Here is a 16,416-nt window from a genome sequence, read left to right as displayed (position 1 = left end):
AAGGCGGTCGTACCGTCGGCGCCGGCGTGGTTGCCAAGATCATCAAGTAATCTGCAACACCGGCGGCAATGCAGCGCTGCCGGTCTCGCGAACGGCGGGCCGGGAACCCCGGTCCGCCTTCGCCGTCTAAGGGAAGGCAGTTTTTTCAGTACGCCAGTAGCTCAATTGGCAGAGCAGCGGTCTCCAAAACCGCAGGTTGGGGGTTCGAGTCCCTCCTGGCGTGCCACTTCTCCCTTCCAGCGGCCATGCCGCCTCAGCAGCCAGAGCCGGATGAACAGCAAGATCGAGCATTCCAAGGACACCTCCACCGGGGGTGACATCGTCAAGTACGCCGCCGCAGTGCTCCTGGCACTTGCGGGTCTTTTTGCTTGGTTCTGGTTCGGCGCGCCTGAGCATGCGGCCCAGAATGCCTGGTCCGGTCCGCTGCGCGGTCTGGGCGTCGCCGTCGGCCTCGCGGCTGGCCTCGGTGTGTTCATGCTGACCGCCAAGGGTCGCGACACGCTTGAATTTCTTTCCGAATCGCGCTTCGAGCTGCGCAAGGTGGTCTGGCCGACGCGCCAGGAAGCCATTCGCATGACGTGGGTGGTGATGGTCGTTGTGATCATCCTCAGCCTGCTGCTCGGCGGCTTTGATTTCTTGATTCAGAAAGCGATCCAGTTGTTCCTGGGTCGATAAGGAGAAACCTGTGAAGCGTTGGTATGTCGTTCACGCCTATTCAGGCTTCGAGAAGACGGTGGCGCAGGCCCTGCGCGACCGCATCGTGCGTGAAGAGAAGCAGGAATTGTTCGGTGACGTCCTGGTCCCGACCGAGGAAGTGGTTGAAATGCGTTCCGGCCAGAAGCGCCGTTCCGAGCGCAAGTTCTTCCCCGGTTACGTGCTGGTCCAGATCGAATCGCACGAAGAGAATGGCATTCCGCGGATCGACAGCGAAAGCTGGCATCTGATCAAGGACACCTCCAAGGTGATGGGCTTCATCGGCGGTACGGCCGATCGTCCGCTGCCGATCGCCGACTCCGAGGCCGAAGCCATCCTGAACCGCGTTCAGGAAGGTGTCGAGAAGCCCCGTCCCAAGGTGCTGTTCGAGCCGGGCCAGATGGTCCGCGTCACCGAAGGCCCGTTCAACGACTTCAATGGCGTGGTCGAAGAGGTCAATTACGAGAAGAGCCGTCTGCGCGTCTCGGTGCTGATCTTCGGTCGTGCCACCCCGGTCGAGCTGGAGTTCGGTCAGGTCGAGAAGGCCGTCTGAGGCCAGTAGAGCCAGGCCCTGCCTGGCTGCATGGTCCGTAGCGCCGGGCTCTGCCCGGCTGCGGGGTCTGCGCATTCACGCAGTCCCCCCAAAACCTGATATAGTGCGCGGCTTCCTGCCAGGAAGCTGGCAAAAGCAAAGGGCCGCCGCAAGGTGGCCTTCTGCGTGAATCAAAAAACGCGATGCCGGGACGCGAGATTCCCGGTCCGATGGGGAGCCTGTGGTCGTAAGGCGCTAGCACCCGGAGAGTATTCACATGGCAAAGAAAGTAGTTGGTTACATCAAGCTGCAGGTGAAGGCCGGTCAGGCCAACCCCTCGCCGCCGGTCGGTCCCGCGCTGGGTCAGCGTGGTCTGAACATCATGGAATTCTGCAAGGCCTTCAATGCCGCCACGCAGAAGCTTGAGCCGGGTCTGCCGGTTCCGGTGATCATCACCGCCTATTCGGACCGTACCTTCACCTTCATCACCAAGAGCACGCCGGCAACGACGCTGCTGAAGAAGGCTGCGGGCGTCTCCTCGGGCTCCAAGCGTCCGAATACCGACAAGATCGGCAAGGTGACCCGCAAGCAGCTGGAAGAGATCGCCAAGGTCAAGGAAGCTGACCTGACGGCCGCCGACCTGGACGCAGCAGTGCGTACGATCGCTGGTTCTGCCCGTTCCATGGGCCTTGTGGTAGAGGGTTAAGAAGATGGCACAGACCAAGCGTGAGAAGGCCATCCAGGCCGCCGTCGTCCCGGGTAAGGCGTATGCCTTCGAGGACGCAATCAAGATCCTGAAGACCGCTACCAAGGCCAAGTTCGTCGAGTCCTTCGACGTCGCTGTGCGCCTGGGCGTGGACGCCAAGAAGTCCGACCAGCAGGTGCGCGGTTCCACCGTGCTGCCGGCCGGTACCGGCAAGAGCGTGCGCGTTGCCGTCTTCGCCCCGGCCGGTGCCAAGGCTGACGAAGCCCTGGCCGCTGGCGCGGAAGCCGTGGGCATGGACGACCTGGCCGAGAAGATGCAGGCCGGCGATCTGAACTACGACGTCGTCATCGCCACCCCGGACGCCATGCGCGTCGTGGGTAAGCTGGGCACCGTGCTGGGCCCGCGTGGCCTGATGCCGAACCCGAAGGTCGGCACCGTGTCGGCCAACCCGGGCGAAGCCGTCAAGAACGCCAAGTCGGGCCAGGTGCGTTACCGCACCGACAAGGCCGGCATCATCCACTGCACCATCGGCAAGGCCGACTTCGCCGAAGACGCGCTGAAGTCGAACCTGCAGGCGCTGCTGCTGGACCTGATCAAGGCCAAGCCGGCGACCTCGAAGGGCCTGTACCTGCAGAAGGTGTCGGTCAGCTCGACGATGGGCCCGGGCGTCACCGTCGATCCGTCGTCGCTGACCCTGAAGTAATCGTTTCAAGCGGGTATGCGGCTCCGGTCGCATACCCGTGAATTTTGAAGGCATCCGAGCGGACTCGTTCCGCGGAGAAGCCGTCAAAGACCGCAGGCGCGGTCGTTACATACCGGCGACGGGCAGGGATGCTCGCATTGGCAAGGAGTCGCCGCCGGCGCAGTACCGACCGCTTAATGGATTCCTTCGGGAATCGCCCTGCGTAGATGGTGCCCTTCTGGAGTTTTTCTGGTTAACGCACGTCTGGGTTCACCCAGGTTGGCCATCCAGGTCTAGAACGGCCCACCCTTGGAACATCAACCCGATGTTCCCGGCGTCCAGGACGGATGCCGCCCAGGACCGCAAACGGCAGGAGCCGTAAGCGGAGTTCAATTGGAGGAGTGCAATGGCTCTCAATCTGTCCCAGAAGCAAGAAGTAGTGGCCGAGGTTGCGGACATCGCTGCCAAGGCTCACTCCTTGATCGCAGCCCATTACGCTGGCACCACGGTCTCCCAGATGACCGCGATGCGCAAGCAGGCACGCGAAACCGGCGTTTTCTTGAAGGTTGTCAAGAACACGCTGGCCGAGCGCGCCGTCAAGGGCACCGAGTTCGAATGTGCAACGGACAAGTTCACCGGTCCGATGCTGTTCGCGTTCTCGCTTGAGGAGCCCGGCGCAGCCGGTCGCCTGATCAAGGACGCCGCCAAGACCAACGCCAAGCTGCTTCCGCAGGTCGTTGCCATCGGTGGTGAAGTGTTCCCGGCAAGCCACGTCGACGTGCTGGCATCGCTGCCGACCCGCGATCAGGCCCTGGCCATGCTGGCCCGCGTCCTGACCGAGCCGGTCACGATGTTCGCCCGCGCCATCAAGGCCATCGGCGACAAGCAGAACGGTGGCGAAACCGCCGACGCTGCCGAGCCGGCTGCCGAAACCGCCTGAGTCGCTGTTTACGTGGTTCCTGACGGAACCTGAACCCAGAAAATTATCCAAAGGTAATCAAAATGTCCCTTACCAACGAACAGATCGTCGACGCCATCGCCGAGAAGTCCCTGATGGAAGTGATGGAGCTGGTCAAGGCCATCGAAGAGAAGTTCGGCGTCTCCGCCGCTGCTCCGGTTGCCGCGGCTGCTGCCGCTGGCCCGGCCGCTGCTGTTGAAGAGCAGACCGAATTCGACGTCATCCTGAAGTCGGCCGGCGACAAGAAGGTCGAAGTCATCAAGGCCGTCCGCGCCATCACCGGCCTGGGCCTGAAGGAAGCGAAGGATCTGGCAGAAGCCGGCGGCATGATCAAGGAAGCCGCTTCGAAGGACGACGCTGCGAAGTTCAAGAAGGACCTGGAAGCTGCTGGCGCGACTGTCGAAGTCAAGTAAGCAGTTCCTTGCCTCGCCATCGAATCACGGCGATGCAGCCAAGGCTGGGGGCGTAAGCCCCCGGCCTTTGGTCGTTGTTGCAAACCCGACCGGGTAGAGCCGACGGTAGAGACGACGGTAGAGACGACTGTTAGTCGTCTGCTCCACCGAATTACCGGCCCAGGCCGGCAAGTTGGCAGTTGGAAGTAGCGGGAGAAGGCGTGCTGGTGCCGGCAATACCAGCGACTTCCAACTGACAATTTTCATGTTCCCTTCGGGCCACGCCTCCATGGCGGGGCCCGCACAGCCAAGGTGAGACCCCATGACGTCATATTCCTTCACCGAAAAGAAGCGTATCCGCAAGGATTTCGGCAAGCAGCGCTCGATCCTCGAAGTGCCTTTCCTGCTCGCCATCCAGGTGGATTCCTATCGCGAATTCCTGCAGGAAAACGTGGATCCGGCCAAGCGCCGTGATCTCGGCCTGCACGCGGCCCTGAAGTCGGTGTTCCCGATCGCCAGCTACAGCGGCAACGCTGCGCTGGAATACGTCGGCTACAAGCTTGGCGAACCGGTGTTCGACGAGCGCGAGTGCCGCCAGCGCGGCATGAGCTACGGCGCGCCGCTGCGCGTGACCGTGCGCCTGGTGATCTACGACCGCGAGTCGTCGACCAAGGCCATCAAGTACGTGAAGGAGCAGGAGGTCTACCTCGGCGAAATCCCGCTGATGACCGACAACGGCACCTTCATCGTGAACGGTACCGAGCGCGTGATCGTCTCGCAGCTGCACCGTTCGCCGGGCGTGTTCTTCGACCACGACCGTGGCAAGACCCACAGCTCGGGCAAGCTGCTGTACAGCGCTCGCATCATCCCGTACCGCGGTTCCTGGCTGGACTTCGAGTTCGACCCGAAGGACGCGCTGTTCACCCGTATCGACCGTCGCCGCAAGCTGCCGGTGTCGATCCTGCTGCGTGCGCTGGGTTACAGCAACGAAGAGATGCTGGCCGAGTTCTTCGAGATCAACACCTTCCACATCAATCCCGATGAGGGCGTGCAGCTCGAGCTGGTGGCCGAGCGCCTGCGCGGCGAGACCCTGAACTTCGACCTGGCCGACGGCGACAAGGTCATCGTCGAAGCCGGCAAGCGCATCACCGCGCGTCACGTCAAGCAGCTGGAAGCCTCGGGCATTGCCGCCCTGGCCGTGCCGGACGACTACATCGTCGGCCGCATCCTGTCGCACGACGTGGTCGATGCCAACACCGGTGAACTGCTGGCCCAGGCCAACGACGAAATCACCGACGAACAGCTGCAGGCCTTCCGCAAGGCCGGCGTCGATGCCGTGGGCACCCTGTGGGTGAACGACCTGGATCGTGGCCCGTACCTGTCCAACACCCTGCGCATCGACCCGACCAAGACCCAGCTGGAAGCCCTGGTCGAGATCTACCGCATGATGCGTCCGGGCGAGCCGCCGACCAAGGACGCCGCGCAGAACCTGTTCCACAACCTGTTCTTCACCTTCGAGCGCTACGACCTGTCCACGGTTGGCCGCATGAAGTTCAACCGTCGTGTCGGCCGCAAGGAAGTCACCGGCGAAGCCGTGCTGTACGACCGCAAGTACTTCGGTGAGCGCAACGACGAAGAGTCCAAGCGCCTGGTCGCCGAGCACGGCGACAGCTCCGACATCCTGGAAGTGATCAAGGTCCTGACCGAGATCCGCAACGGTCGCGGCGTGGTCGATGACATCGATCACCTGGGCAACCGTCGCGTCCGTTCGGTCGGTGAAATGGCCGAGAACGTGTTCCGCGTGGGCCTGGTCCGCGTCGAGCGCGCGGTCAAGGAGCGCCTGTCGATGGCCGAATCCGAAGGCCTGACCCCGCAGGAGCTGATCAACGCCAAGCCGGTCGCCGCTGCCATCAAGGAGTTCTTCGGCTCCTCGCAGCTGTCCCAGTTCATGGATCAGAACAACCCGCTGTCGGAAGTGACGCACAAGCGTCGCGTCTCGGCCCTGGGCCCGGGCGGCCTGACCCGCGAACGTGCCGGCTTCGAAGTGCGCGACGTGCACCCGACCCATTACGGCCGCGTCTGCACCATCGAAACGCCGGAAGGCCCGAACATCGGCCTGATCAACTCGCTGGCCGTGTACGCCCGCACCAACCAGTACGGTTTCCTCGAGACCCCGTACCGCAAGGTGCATGACGGCAAGGTCTCCGACGACATCGAGTTCCTGTCGGCCATCGAAGAAAACGAGTACGTCATCGCCCAGGCCAACGCCCTGACCGATGCCAAGAGCATGCTCACCGAGCAGTTCGTGCCGTGCCGTTTCCAGGGTGAGTCGCTGCTGAAGCCGCCGGCGGAAGTCCACTTCATGGACGTCTCGCCGATGCAGACCGTGTCCATCGCGGCCGCGCTGGTTCCGTTCCTGGAACACGATGACGCAAACCGTGCACTGATGGGCGCCAACATGCAGCGCCAGGCCGTGCCGACCCTGCGTGCGCAGAAGCCGCTGGTGGGTACCGGTATCGAACGCGCCGTAGCCCGTGACTCGGGTGTGACCGTGAATGCCCGTCGTGGTGGCGAGATCGTGCAGATCGACGCCGGCCGCATCGTGGTCAAGGTCAACGAAGCCGAGATCACCGACGCGACCGACGCCGGCGTGGACATCTACAACCTGATCAAGTACACCCGCTCCAACCAGAACACCTGCATCAACCAGCGTCCGCTGGTCGAAGTGGGCAACGTGGTGGCGCGTGGCGACGTGCTGGCTGACGGTCCGTCCACCGACATCGGCGAGCTGGCCCTGGGCCAGAACATGCTGATCGCGTTCATGCCGTGGAACGGCTACAACTTCGAAGACTCCATCCTGCTCTCCGAGCGCGTGGTGGAAGAGGATCGTTACACCACGATCCATATCGAAGAGCTGACCTGCGTTGCGCGTGACACGAAGCTGGGGCCGGAGGAAATCTCGGCCGACATTCCGAACGTCTCCGAGCAGGCGCTGAACCGCCTCGACGAGTCCGGCGTGGTGTACATCGGTGCCGAAGTGCGCGCCGGCGACATCATGGTCGGCAAGGTCACGCCGAAGGGCGAAAGCCAGCTGACCCCGGAAGAGAAGCTGCTCCGCGCGATCTTCGGCGAGAAGGCGTCCGACGTGAAGGACAGCTCGCTGCGCGTGCCGCCGGGCATGGACGGCACCGTCATCGACGTGCAGGTCTTCACCCGCGATGGCATCGAGAAGGACAAGCGCGCCCGTCAGATCGAAGAGTCTGAAATCAAGCGCGTCAAGAAGGACTTCGACGACCAGTTCCGCATCCTGGAAGCGGCGATCTACGCACGCCTGCGCTCGCAGATCGTGGGCAAGGTGGCCAACGGTGGTACGAACCTGAAGAAGGGCGACACCATCTCCGACGCGTACCTGGACGGCCTGAAGAAGGCTGACTGGTTCGTGCTGCGCATGAAGGACGAGGACGCCTCGGAAGCCATCGAACGCGCCCAGAAGCAGATCCAGGCGCACGAGAAGGAATTCGAGCGTCGCTTCGCCGACAAGCGCGGCAAGATCACCGCCGGTGACGACCTTGCTCCGGGCGTGCTGAAGATGGTCAAGGTGTTCCTGGCCGTGAAGCGCCGCATCCAGCCGGGCGACAAGATGGCAGGCCGCCACGGCAACAAGGGTGTGGTCTCCAACGTGGTGCCGGTCGAGGACATGCCGTACATGGCCTCGGGCGAGACCGTGGACATCGTGCTGAACCCGCTGGGCGTGCCGTCGCGTATGAACATCGGCCAGATCCTCGAAGTGCACCTGGGCTGGGCCGCCAAGGGCCTGGGTCGCAAGATCCAGGGCATGCTCGAGGCACAGGCGGCGATCAGCGACCTGCGCAAGTTCCTGGACGACGTGTACAACCACGACAAGACCCAGCATGCCAACCACGTTGACCTGACCCAGTTCAGCGACGAGGAGCTGCTGCGCCTGGCCGGCAACCTGACCGACGGCGTGCCGATGGCCACCCCGGTGTTCGACGGTGCCAGCGAAGCCGAGATCAAGCACATGCTTGCGCTGGCGGACCTGCCGCTCAGCGGCCAGACCCAGCTGTTCGACGGTCGCACCGGTGAGGCATTCGATCGCCACACCACCGTGGGCTACATGCACTACCTGAAGCTGAACCACCTGGTCGACGACAAGATGCACGCCCGTTCGACCGGCCCGTACTCGCTCGTTACCCAGCAGCCGCTGGGCGGCAAGGCGCAGTTCGGTGGCCAGCGCTTCGGTGAAATGGAAGTCTGGGCGCTGGAAGCCTACGGCGCGGCCTACACCCTGCAGGAAATGCTGACGGTGAAGTCCGATGACGTGCAGGGCCGCAACCAGATGTACAAGAACATCGTCGACGGTGAGCACGAGATGGTCGCGGGCATGCCGGAATCCTTCAACGTGTTGGTGAAGGAAATCCGCTCGCTGGCCATCAACATGGAACTGGAAGACAACTGATCGCGCAGGCGCGGCTGCCCCGGCAGCCGCGCCGCCGGAAGTGAATCGACAGCCCCATCGACAAGATTTCCTCCTTTCGGAGAAACACCATGAAAGACCTGCTCAACCTCTTCAACCAGCAGCGCCAGACGCTGGACTTCGACGCGATCAAGATCGCGCTGGCCTCGCCGGACCTGATCCGTTCGTGGTCCTTCGGCGAAGTGAAGAAGCCGGAAACCATCAACTACCGTACCTTCAAGCCGGAGCGTGACGGCCTGTTCTGCGCCGCCATCTTCGGGCCGGTCAAGGACTACGAGTGCCTGTGCGGCAAGTACAAGCGCATGAAGCACCGTGGCGTGGTCTGCGAAAAGTGCGGCACCGAAGTGACCCTGGCCAAGGTGCGCCGTGAGCGCATGGGCCACATCGACCTGGCCTCGCCGGTCGCGCACATCTGGTTCCTCAAGTCGCTGCCGTCGCGCATCGGCCTGATGCTGGACATGACCCTGCGTGACATCGAGCGCGTGCTGTACTTCGAAGCCTACGTGGTGACCGAGCCGGGCCTGACCGCCCTGGAGCGCCGCCAGCTGCTGACCGAAGAACAGTACCTGCAGGCCCGCCAGGAGCACGGCGACGACTTCGACGCCGCCATGGGCGCCGAGGCGGTCTATGAGCTGCTGCGCACCATCGACCTGCAGTCGGAAATGACCCGCCTGCGCGAAGAAATCGCCAGCACCGGTTCGGAAACCAAGCTCAAGCGCCTCACCAAGCGCATCAAGCTGGTCGAAGCCTTCCTGGAATCGGGCAACCGTCCGGAATGGATGGTCATGACCGTGCTGCCGGTGCTGCCGCCGGACCTGCGTCCGCTGGTTCCGCTGGATGGTGGCCGCTTCGCGACCTCCGACCTGAACGATCTGTACCGCCGCGTCATCAACCGCAACAACCGCCTGCGCCGCCTGCTCGAGCTGAACGCGCCGGACATCATCGTGCGCAATGAAAAGCGCATGCTGCAGGAATCGGTCGATGCGCTGCTGGACAACGGCCGTCGCGGCCGTGCCATCACCGGCACCAACAAGCGCCCGCTGAAGTCGCTGGCCGACATGATCAAGGGCAAGCAGGGTCGCTTCCGTCAGAACCTGCTGGGCAAGCGCGTCGACTACTCGGGCCGTTCGGTCATCGTGGTCGGTCCGTACCTGCGCCTGCACCAGTGCGGCCTGCCGAAGAAGATGGCGCTCGAACTGTTCAAGCCGTTCGTGTTCGCCAAGCTGCAGCGTCGTGGCCTGGCCACTACCATCAAGGCCGCCAAGAAGCTGGTCGAGCGCGAAGAAGCCGAAGTCTGGGACATCCTGGAAGAGGTCATCCGCGAACACCCGGTGATGCTGAACCGTGCGCCGACCCTGCACCGTCTGGGCATCCAGGCGTTCGAGCCGGTCCTGATCGAAGGCAAGGCCATCCAGCTGCACCCGCTGGTCTGCACCGCGTTCAACGCCGACTTCGACGGTGACCAGATGGCCGTCCACGTGCCGCTCTCGCTGGAAGCCCAGCTGGAAGCGCGTGCGCTGATGATGTCCACCAACAACATCCTGTCGCCGGCCAACGGCGAGCCGATCATCGTGCCGTCGCAGGACGTCGTGCTGGGTCTGTACTACATGACCCGCTCGCTGGAGAACAAGAAGGGCGAGGGCATGGCCTTCGCCAACATCTCCGAAGTGAAGCGCGCCTATGACAACCGCGTGGTGGAACTGCACGCACGCGTCAAGGTCCGCATCACCGAGGTGGTGACCGACGAGGAAGGGAACAAGCAGAACAAGACCTCGATCGTGGACACCACGATCGGTCGCGCCCTGCTGGCCGAAATCCTGCCGGAAGGCCTGCCGTTCGCGCTGGCCAACACCGAGCTGACCAAGAAGAACATCAGCCGCCTGATCAACTCCAGCTACCGTCAGCTGGGCTTGAAGGACACGGTGGTGTTCGCCGACAAGCTGATGTACACCGGTTTTGCCTACGCAACCCGTGCGGGCGTGTCGATCGGTATCGACGACATGCTGATCCCGGACGAGAAGCGCGGCATCCTCACCGAGGCCGAAGCCGAAGTGCTGGAAATCCAGGAGCAGTACCAGTCGGGCCTGGTCACCGCCGGTGAGCGCTACAACAAGGTGGTCGACATCTGGTCGCGTACCAATGAACGCATCGCCAAGGCGATGATGGACACCATTGGTACCGAGAAGGTGATCAACGCCAAGGGCGAGACCATCGACCAGAAGTCGATGAACTCGCTGTACATCATGGCCGACTCCGGTGCCCGTGGTTCGCAGGCGCAGATCCGCCAGCTGGCCGGCATGCGTGGCCTGATGGCCCGTCCGGATGGCTCGATCATCGAAACGCCCATCAAGGCGAACTTCCGTGAAGGCCTGAACGTGCAGGAGTACTTCAACTCCACCCACGGTGCCCGTAAGGGTCTGGCCGATACCGCGCTGAAGACCGCGAACTCGGGTTACCTGACCCGTCGTCTGGTCGACGTGGCGCAGGACGTGGTGATCACCGAGGTGGATTGCGGTACCACCGAAGGCCTGACCATGACCCCGATCGTGGAAGGCGGCGACGTCGTGGAGCCGTTGAAGGACCGCGTGCTGGGTCGTGTCGTGGCCGAGGACGTGTTCCTGCCGGGCAACGACGAAGATCCGATCGTGACCCGCAACACGCTGCTCGACGAAGCCTGGGTCGCCAAGCTGGAAGATGCCGGCGTGCAGAGCATCAAGGTGCGCTCGACGATCTCCTGCGCCTCGGCGTTCGGCGTCTGCGGTCGCTGCTACGGCCGCGATCTGGCCCGTGGCCACATCGTCAACATCGGTGAAGCGGTCGGCGTCATCGCCGCGCAGTCGATCGGCGAGCCGGGTACCCAGCTGACCATGCGTACGTTCCACATCGGTGGCGCGGCATCGCGTGCGGCTGCCGTGGACAACATCACGGTGAAGACCACCGGCTCGGTGAAGTTCAACAACCTGAAGTCGGTCGAACACGCCAGCGGTTCGCTGGTCGCGGTCTCGCGCTCGGGTGAAATCTCGGTGCTCGATGCCCACGGTCGTGAGCGTGAGCGCTACAAGCTGCCGTACGGCTCGATGATCGCGTCCAAGGACGGCGATGCGGTGAAGGCTGGCCAGACCGTGGCCAACTGGGACCCGCATAACCACCCGATCGTGTCCGAAGTGGCGGGTTTCATACGCTTCATCGACTTCATCGACGGCGTCACCGTCATCGAGAAGACCGACGAACTGACCGGCCTGGCCTCGCGAGAGATCACCGATCCGAAGCGTCGTGGTTCGCAGGCCAAGGAACTGCGCCCGATCGTGCGTATCGTCGATGCGAAGGGCAATGACCTGACCATCCCGAACACCGATCTGCCGGCCCAGTACCTGCTGCCGCCGCGTTCCATCGTCAACCTGCAGGACGGCGCCGCCGTCGGCGTGGGCGACGTGGTTGCCAAGATCCCGCAGGAAGCGTCCAAGACCCGCGACATCACCGGTGGTCTGCCGCGCGTGGCCGATCTGTTCGAAGCCCGCAAGCCGAAGGATCCGGCGATCCTGGCCGAGCGCTCGGGCATCATCAGCTTCGGCAAGGACACCAAGGGCAAGCAGCGCCTGATCATCAAGGACACCGATGGTTCGGAGCACGAAGAGCTGATTCCGAAGTACCGCCAGGTGATCGTGTTCGAAGGTGAGCACGTGACCAAGGGTGAAACCATCGTGGACGGCGAGCCGAGCCCGCAGGACATCCTGCGCCTGCTGGGTGTCGAGCCGCTGGCGGCCTACCTGGTCAAGGAAATCCAGGACGTGTACCGCCTGCAGGGCGTGAAGATCAACGACAAGCACATCGAGGTCATCACCCGCCAGATGCTGCGCAAGGTCGAGATCACCGACCAGGGCAGCAGCAAGTTCCTGAATGGCGAGCAGGCCGAGCGCCAGCGCGTCATCGAGGAAAATGCACGCCTGACCACCCGCAACGAGCTGATCGCCCGTTTCGATCCGGTCCTGCTGGGTATCACCAAGGCGTCGCTGGCCACCGAATCGTTCATCTCGGCCGCGTCGTTCCAGGAAACCACCCGCGTGCTGACCGAAGCTGCCGTCCGCGGCACCTCGGACAACCTGCGCGGCCTGAAGGAAAACGTCATCGTCGGCCGTCTGATCCCGGCCGGTACCGGCCTGGCCTACCACGCCAACCGTCGCAAGAACGCCTCAGGGCTGACCGATTCGGAAATGCAGCAGCTGTCCGGTTCGCCGGTGGTGGCTGAAGCGGCTCCGGTCGTCGCGGCCGCCGTGGCAGCGGTCATCGACTCGACCGACGCCGATTCGGCCTCGGACGAGTGATGCACCCGGTCCGGCCCCCGGGCCGGACCACCCGGGGAGGGTCGATACGACATCCCCAGGGGTAAGGGCACCACCGTGGGTGGTGCCAAACAGGTAGGGCACCTCCGTTGGGGGTGTCACACCGGCCGAGTAGGTGGCGTTATCGCCACCAATGAGGTAGGATGCCCGCCGGTCCGCGAAAGGGGGCCGGTTGACAATCTGAACGGGGGGCACGGAAAAGGCTCCCCTGTAACGGCCCGGGATCAGGGCTGGCCGGGCGCGTGCGCATTTGACTGCGTTTTCGCCGGGTTGCTACAATCGTCTGTCTCAGCAGGCCGGTTTCTCGCCTGCTCGCACATATCCGCATTCATGGCCAGTCTTTTCATTGGCCTCTCTCAGAAGAACTTACTGATGGCGACGATCAATCAGCTTGTCCGCAAGCCGCGGCAGGCAACCACTTACAAGAGTGCCTCCCCGGCTCTTGAAAAGTGCCCCCAGCGCCGTGGCGTCTGCACGCGCGTGTACACCACCACTCCGAAGAAGCCGAACTCGGCGCTTCGCAAGGTTGCCAAGGTCCGCCTGACCAACCAGGAAGAAGTGATTAGCTACATCGGCGGCGAAGGCCACAACCTGCAGGAGCACTCCGTGGTCCTGATCCGTGGCGGTCGCGTCAAGGATCTGCCGGGTGTGCGTTACCACACCGTGCGTGGTTCGCTGGACGCCTCCGGCGTTGCCAAGCGTCGCCAGGGCCGTTCCAAGTACGGCGCCAAGCGTCCGAAGAGCTAAGGGAAAGTACACATGTCTCGTAAAGGTAATACGCCGCAGCGCTCTGTCCTGCCGGATCCGAAGCACGGAAGTGAAACCATCGCACGCTTCATCAACATGGTGATGCTGAGCGGCAAGAAGTCGGTCGCTGAGAAGATCGTCTATGGCGCCATGGATGTGATCGGCGAAAAGAACCCGAACACCATCGAGCTGGTTCAGAAGGCTCTGGACAACGTGGCTCCGTCGGTCGAAGTGAAGTCCCGCCGCGTCGGCGGTGCGACCTACCAGGTGCCGGTCGAAGTGCGTTCGTCGCGCAAGATGGCCCTGGCCATGCGCTGGCTGATCGACTCGGCCCGTAAGCGTGGTGAAAACACCATGCCGAAGAAGCTGGCTGCAGAACTGCTGGATGCCTCGGAAAACCGTGGTGGCGCCATCAAGAAGCGCGAAGAAACCCACCGCATGGCCGAAGCCAACAAGGCCTTCGCCCACTACCGCTGGTGAGTTTGACGGCCTTGCAAAACAGGCACGGCAGCACCATCTAGGTGCTGCCTCGCGGCCCCAGAAGGGCTGCGCCAATCCGAAGGCCGCCGAAAGGCGGCGTTCGGCCATCCGAATTCCAAGAAATTGAGAGGCTCCCGTGGCCCGCACCACTCCCATCGAGCGTTACCGCAATTTCGGCATCATGGCCCACATCGATGCCGGCAAGACCACCACGTCCGAGCGCATCCTGTTCTACACCGGCAAGAGCCACAAGATCGGTGAAGTGCACGACGGCGCTGCCACCATGGACTGGATGGAGCAGGAGCAGGAGCGTGGCATCACGATCCAGTCCGCTGCCACCACCGCGTTCTGGAAGGGCATGGACAAGTCCCTGCCGGAGCACCGTTTCAACATCATCGATACCCCCGGACACGTCGACTTCACCATCGAAGTGGAGCGTTCGCTGCGCGTGCTCGACGGTGCGGTGTTCGTGCTGTGCGCCGTCGGTGGCGTTCAGCCGCAGTCGGAAACCGTGTGGCGCCAGGCCAACCGGTACAAGGTGCCGCGCATTGCGTTCGTCAACAAGATGGACCGCACCGGCGCCAACTTCACCAAGGTCGTTGGCCAGCTGAAGGCCAAGCTGGGTGCCACTGCCGTGCCGATGCAGCTGCCGATCGGCGCTGAAGAAAACTTCAAGGGCGTGGTCGACCTCATCAAGATGAAGGCCATCCACTGGGATGAAGCCTCGCAGGGCATGAAGTTCGAGTACCTGGAGATTCCGGCCGACATGCAGGAAGAGGCTGACGCAGCTCGTACCTTCATGATCGAAGCGGCTGCCGAAGCCAGCGAAGAGCTGATGGAAAAGTACCTGGGCGGCGACGAGCTGACCGAGGCCGAAATCATCGAAGCCCTGCGCGTGCGCACCCTGGCCACCGACATCGTGCCGATGTACTGCGGCTCGGCGTTCAAGAACAAGGGCGTGCAGGCCATGCTGGACGGCGTGGTGCAGCTGCTGCCGTCGCCGATCGACGTGCCGGACGTGACCGGTACCGACGTCGACGACGAAACCATCGCGCTGAGCCGCAAGTCTGACGACAAGGCGCCGTTCTCGGCCCTGGCCTTCAAGATCATCACCGATCCGTTCGTGGGCGCGCTGACCTTCTTCCGTGTCTATTCGGGCACGCTGAACGCCGGCGACCAGCTGATGAACTCGGTCAAGGGCAAGAAGGAGCGCATCGGCCGCATCCTGCAGATGCACTCCAACGATCGTGAAGAGATCAAGGAAGTGCTGGCCGGTGACATCGCCGCGGCGGTGGGTCTGAAGGACACCACCACCGGTGACACCCTGTGCTCGCAGGACCACCCGATCATCCTGGAGCGCATGGTGTTCCCGGAGCCGGTCATCTCGATGGCCGTCGAACCGAAGACCAAGTCCGACCAGGAAAAGATGGGTCTGGCACTGGGTCGTCTGGCCCAGGAAGATCCGTCGTTCCGCGTCAAGACCGACGAAGAATCCGGCCAGACCATCATCTCGGGCATGGGCGAGCTGCACCTGGACATCATCGTCGACCGCATGAAGCGCGAGTTCAACGTTGAAGCCAACGTCGGCAAGCCGCAGGTGGCCTACCGCGAAACCATCCAGCTGCAGGACGTCAAGTCGGACTACAAGCACGCCAAGCAGTCCGGTGGTAAGGGTCAGTACGGTCACGTCGTGATCGAGCTGTCGCCGATCACCGCTGAAGACCGTGCCGATCCGAAGATCGCGCCGAACATCAAGGACGACTTCCTGTTCGTCAACGACATCACCGGTGGCGTGATTCCGAAGGAATTCATCCCGTCGATCGAAAAGGGCCTGCGCGAAACCATCACCAGCGGTCCGCTGGCGGGCTTCCCGGTCGTGGACGTGAAGGTGAAGCTGGTGTTCGGCTCGTACCATGACGTCGACTCCTCGGAAATGGCGTTCAAGCTTGCCTCGTCGATGGCCTTCAAGCAGGGCTTCGCCAAGGCCAAGCCGGTTCTGCTGGAGCCGATCATGAAGGTCGAGATCGTGACCCCGGAGGATTACCAGGGTGACGTGATGGGCGACGTCAGCCGTCGTCGTGGCGTGCTGCAGGGTTCGAGCACCACCGGTGACGGTTCGGCCAGCATCATCAACGCGATGATCCCGCTGGGCGAAATGTTCGGTTACGCCACCTCGCTGCGTTCGCAGACCCAGGGTCGCGCGACGTTCACGATGGAATTCGATCACTACGAGCCGGCGCCGAACAACATCGCCGAAACCGTGATCAAGAAGGCCTGAGCGTAAGCTCAGGTCTTTATCTCCCTCTTTCTGATATCCAAGGTATACAACAATGGCAAAGGGTAAGTTCGAGCGCACCAAGCCGCACGTCAACGTCGGCACCATCGGTCACG

General features: G+C 63.0%; 11 protein-coding genes and 1 tRNA gene. All 12 read left to right on the top strand.

The features are described 5' to 3' along the window. Positions 1 to 150 precede the first annotated feature (150 nt). The 12 genes from RT456_RS18965 to fusA all read left to right on the top strand — a co-directional run bounded on the left by RT456_RS18965 (position 151) and on the right by fusA (position 16,303). Positions 151 to 226, top strand: a tRNA-Trp gene (locus RT456_RS18965). Between the two features lie 44 nt (positions 227 to 270). Continuing rightward, positions 271 to 675: a preprotein translocase subunit SecE gene (gene secE, locus RT456_RS18960; RefSeq protein WP_313348951.1), complete on the top strand. Its 405-nt coding sequence runs from the start codon at positions 271 to 273 to the stop codon at positions 673 to 675. Between the two features lie 10 nt (positions 676 to 685). Beyond that, positions 686 to 1,246: a transcription termination/antitermination protein NusG gene (gene nusG, locus RT456_RS18955; RefSeq protein ID WP_313348950.1), complete on the top strand. Its 561-nt coding sequence runs from the start codon at positions 686 to 688 to the stop codon at positions 1,244 to 1,246. Positions 1,247 to 1,502: 256 nt separating this feature from the next. Further along, on the top strand, positions 1,503 to 1,931 hold the full coding sequence (gene rplK, locus RT456_RS18950; RefSeq protein ID WP_313348949.1) for a 50S ribosomal protein L11: 429 nt from the start codon (positions 1,503 to 1,505) through the stop codon (positions 1,929 to 1,931). A gap of 4 nt (positions 1,932 to 1,935) precedes the next feature. Continuing rightward, on the top strand, positions 1,936 to 2,634 hold the full coding sequence (rplA, locus tag RT456_RS18945) for a 50S ribosomal protein L1 (protein ID WP_313348947.1): 699 nt from the start codon (positions 1,936 to 1,938) through the stop codon (positions 2,632 to 2,634). 385 nt (positions 2,635 to 3,019) lie between these two features. Next, positions 3,020 to 3,553, top strand: a complete 534-nt coding sequence (gene rplJ, locus RT456_RS18940) for a 50S ribosomal protein L10 (RefSeq protein WP_313348945.1) — start codon at positions 3,020 to 3,022, stop codon at positions 3,551 to 3,553. 62 nt (positions 3,554 to 3,615) lie between these two features. Then, entirely contained in the window at positions 3,616 to 3,984 is a 369-nt protein-coding gene (rplL, locus tag RT456_RS18935; protein WP_019186119.1) for a 50S ribosomal protein L7/L12, read from the top strand. Positions 3,985 to 4,285: 301 nt separating this feature from the next. Next, positions 4,286 to 8,440 carry a DNA-directed RNA polymerase subunit beta gene (gene rpoB / locus RT456_RS18930; RefSeq protein ID WP_313348943.1) on the top strand — a complete coding sequence of 1,385 codons (4,155 nt, stop codon included), beginning with the start codon at positions 4,286 to 4,288 and terminating at the stop codon, positions 8,438 to 8,440. A gap of 89 nt (positions 8,441 to 8,529) precedes the next feature. Next, complete coding sequence (rpoC, locus tag RT456_RS18925) at positions 8,530 to 12,780, top strand: DNA-directed RNA polymerase subunit beta' (protein WP_313348942.1); 4,251 nt, start codon at positions 8,530 to 8,532, stop codon at positions 12,778 to 12,780. A gap of 390 nt (positions 12,781 to 13,170) precedes the next feature. Next, positions 13,171 to 13,545: a 30S ribosomal protein S12 gene (gene rpsL, locus RT456_RS18920; RefSeq protein ID WP_025879344.1), complete on the top strand. Its 375-nt coding sequence runs from the start codon at positions 13,171 to 13,173 to the stop codon at positions 13,543 to 13,545. 12 nt (positions 13,546 to 13,557) lie between these two features. Continuing rightward, positions 13,558 to 14,025, top strand: coding sequence for a 30S ribosomal protein S7 (rpsG, locus tag RT456_RS18915; protein WP_313348940.1), 468 nt, complete (start codon positions 13,558 to 13,560; stop codon positions 14,023 to 14,025). A 136-nt stretch (positions 14,026 to 14,161) separates the two neighbouring features. After that, on the top strand, positions 14,162 to 16,303 hold the full coding sequence (gene fusA, locus RT456_RS18910; RefSeq protein ID WP_313348938.1) for an elongation factor G: 2,142 nt from the start codon (positions 14,162 to 14,164) through the stop codon (positions 16,301 to 16,303). Positions 16,304 to 16,416: the final 113 nt, after the last annotated feature.

Source organism: Stenotrophomonas sp., from assembly GCF_032099025.1.
Lineage (GTDB): Bacteria > Pseudomonadota > Gammaproteobacteria > Xanthomonadales > Xanthomonadaceae > Stenotrophomonas.
The sequence above is the reverse complement of the archived record's forward strand: the minus strand, read 5'-3'. Positions and strand labels throughout refer to the sequence as shown.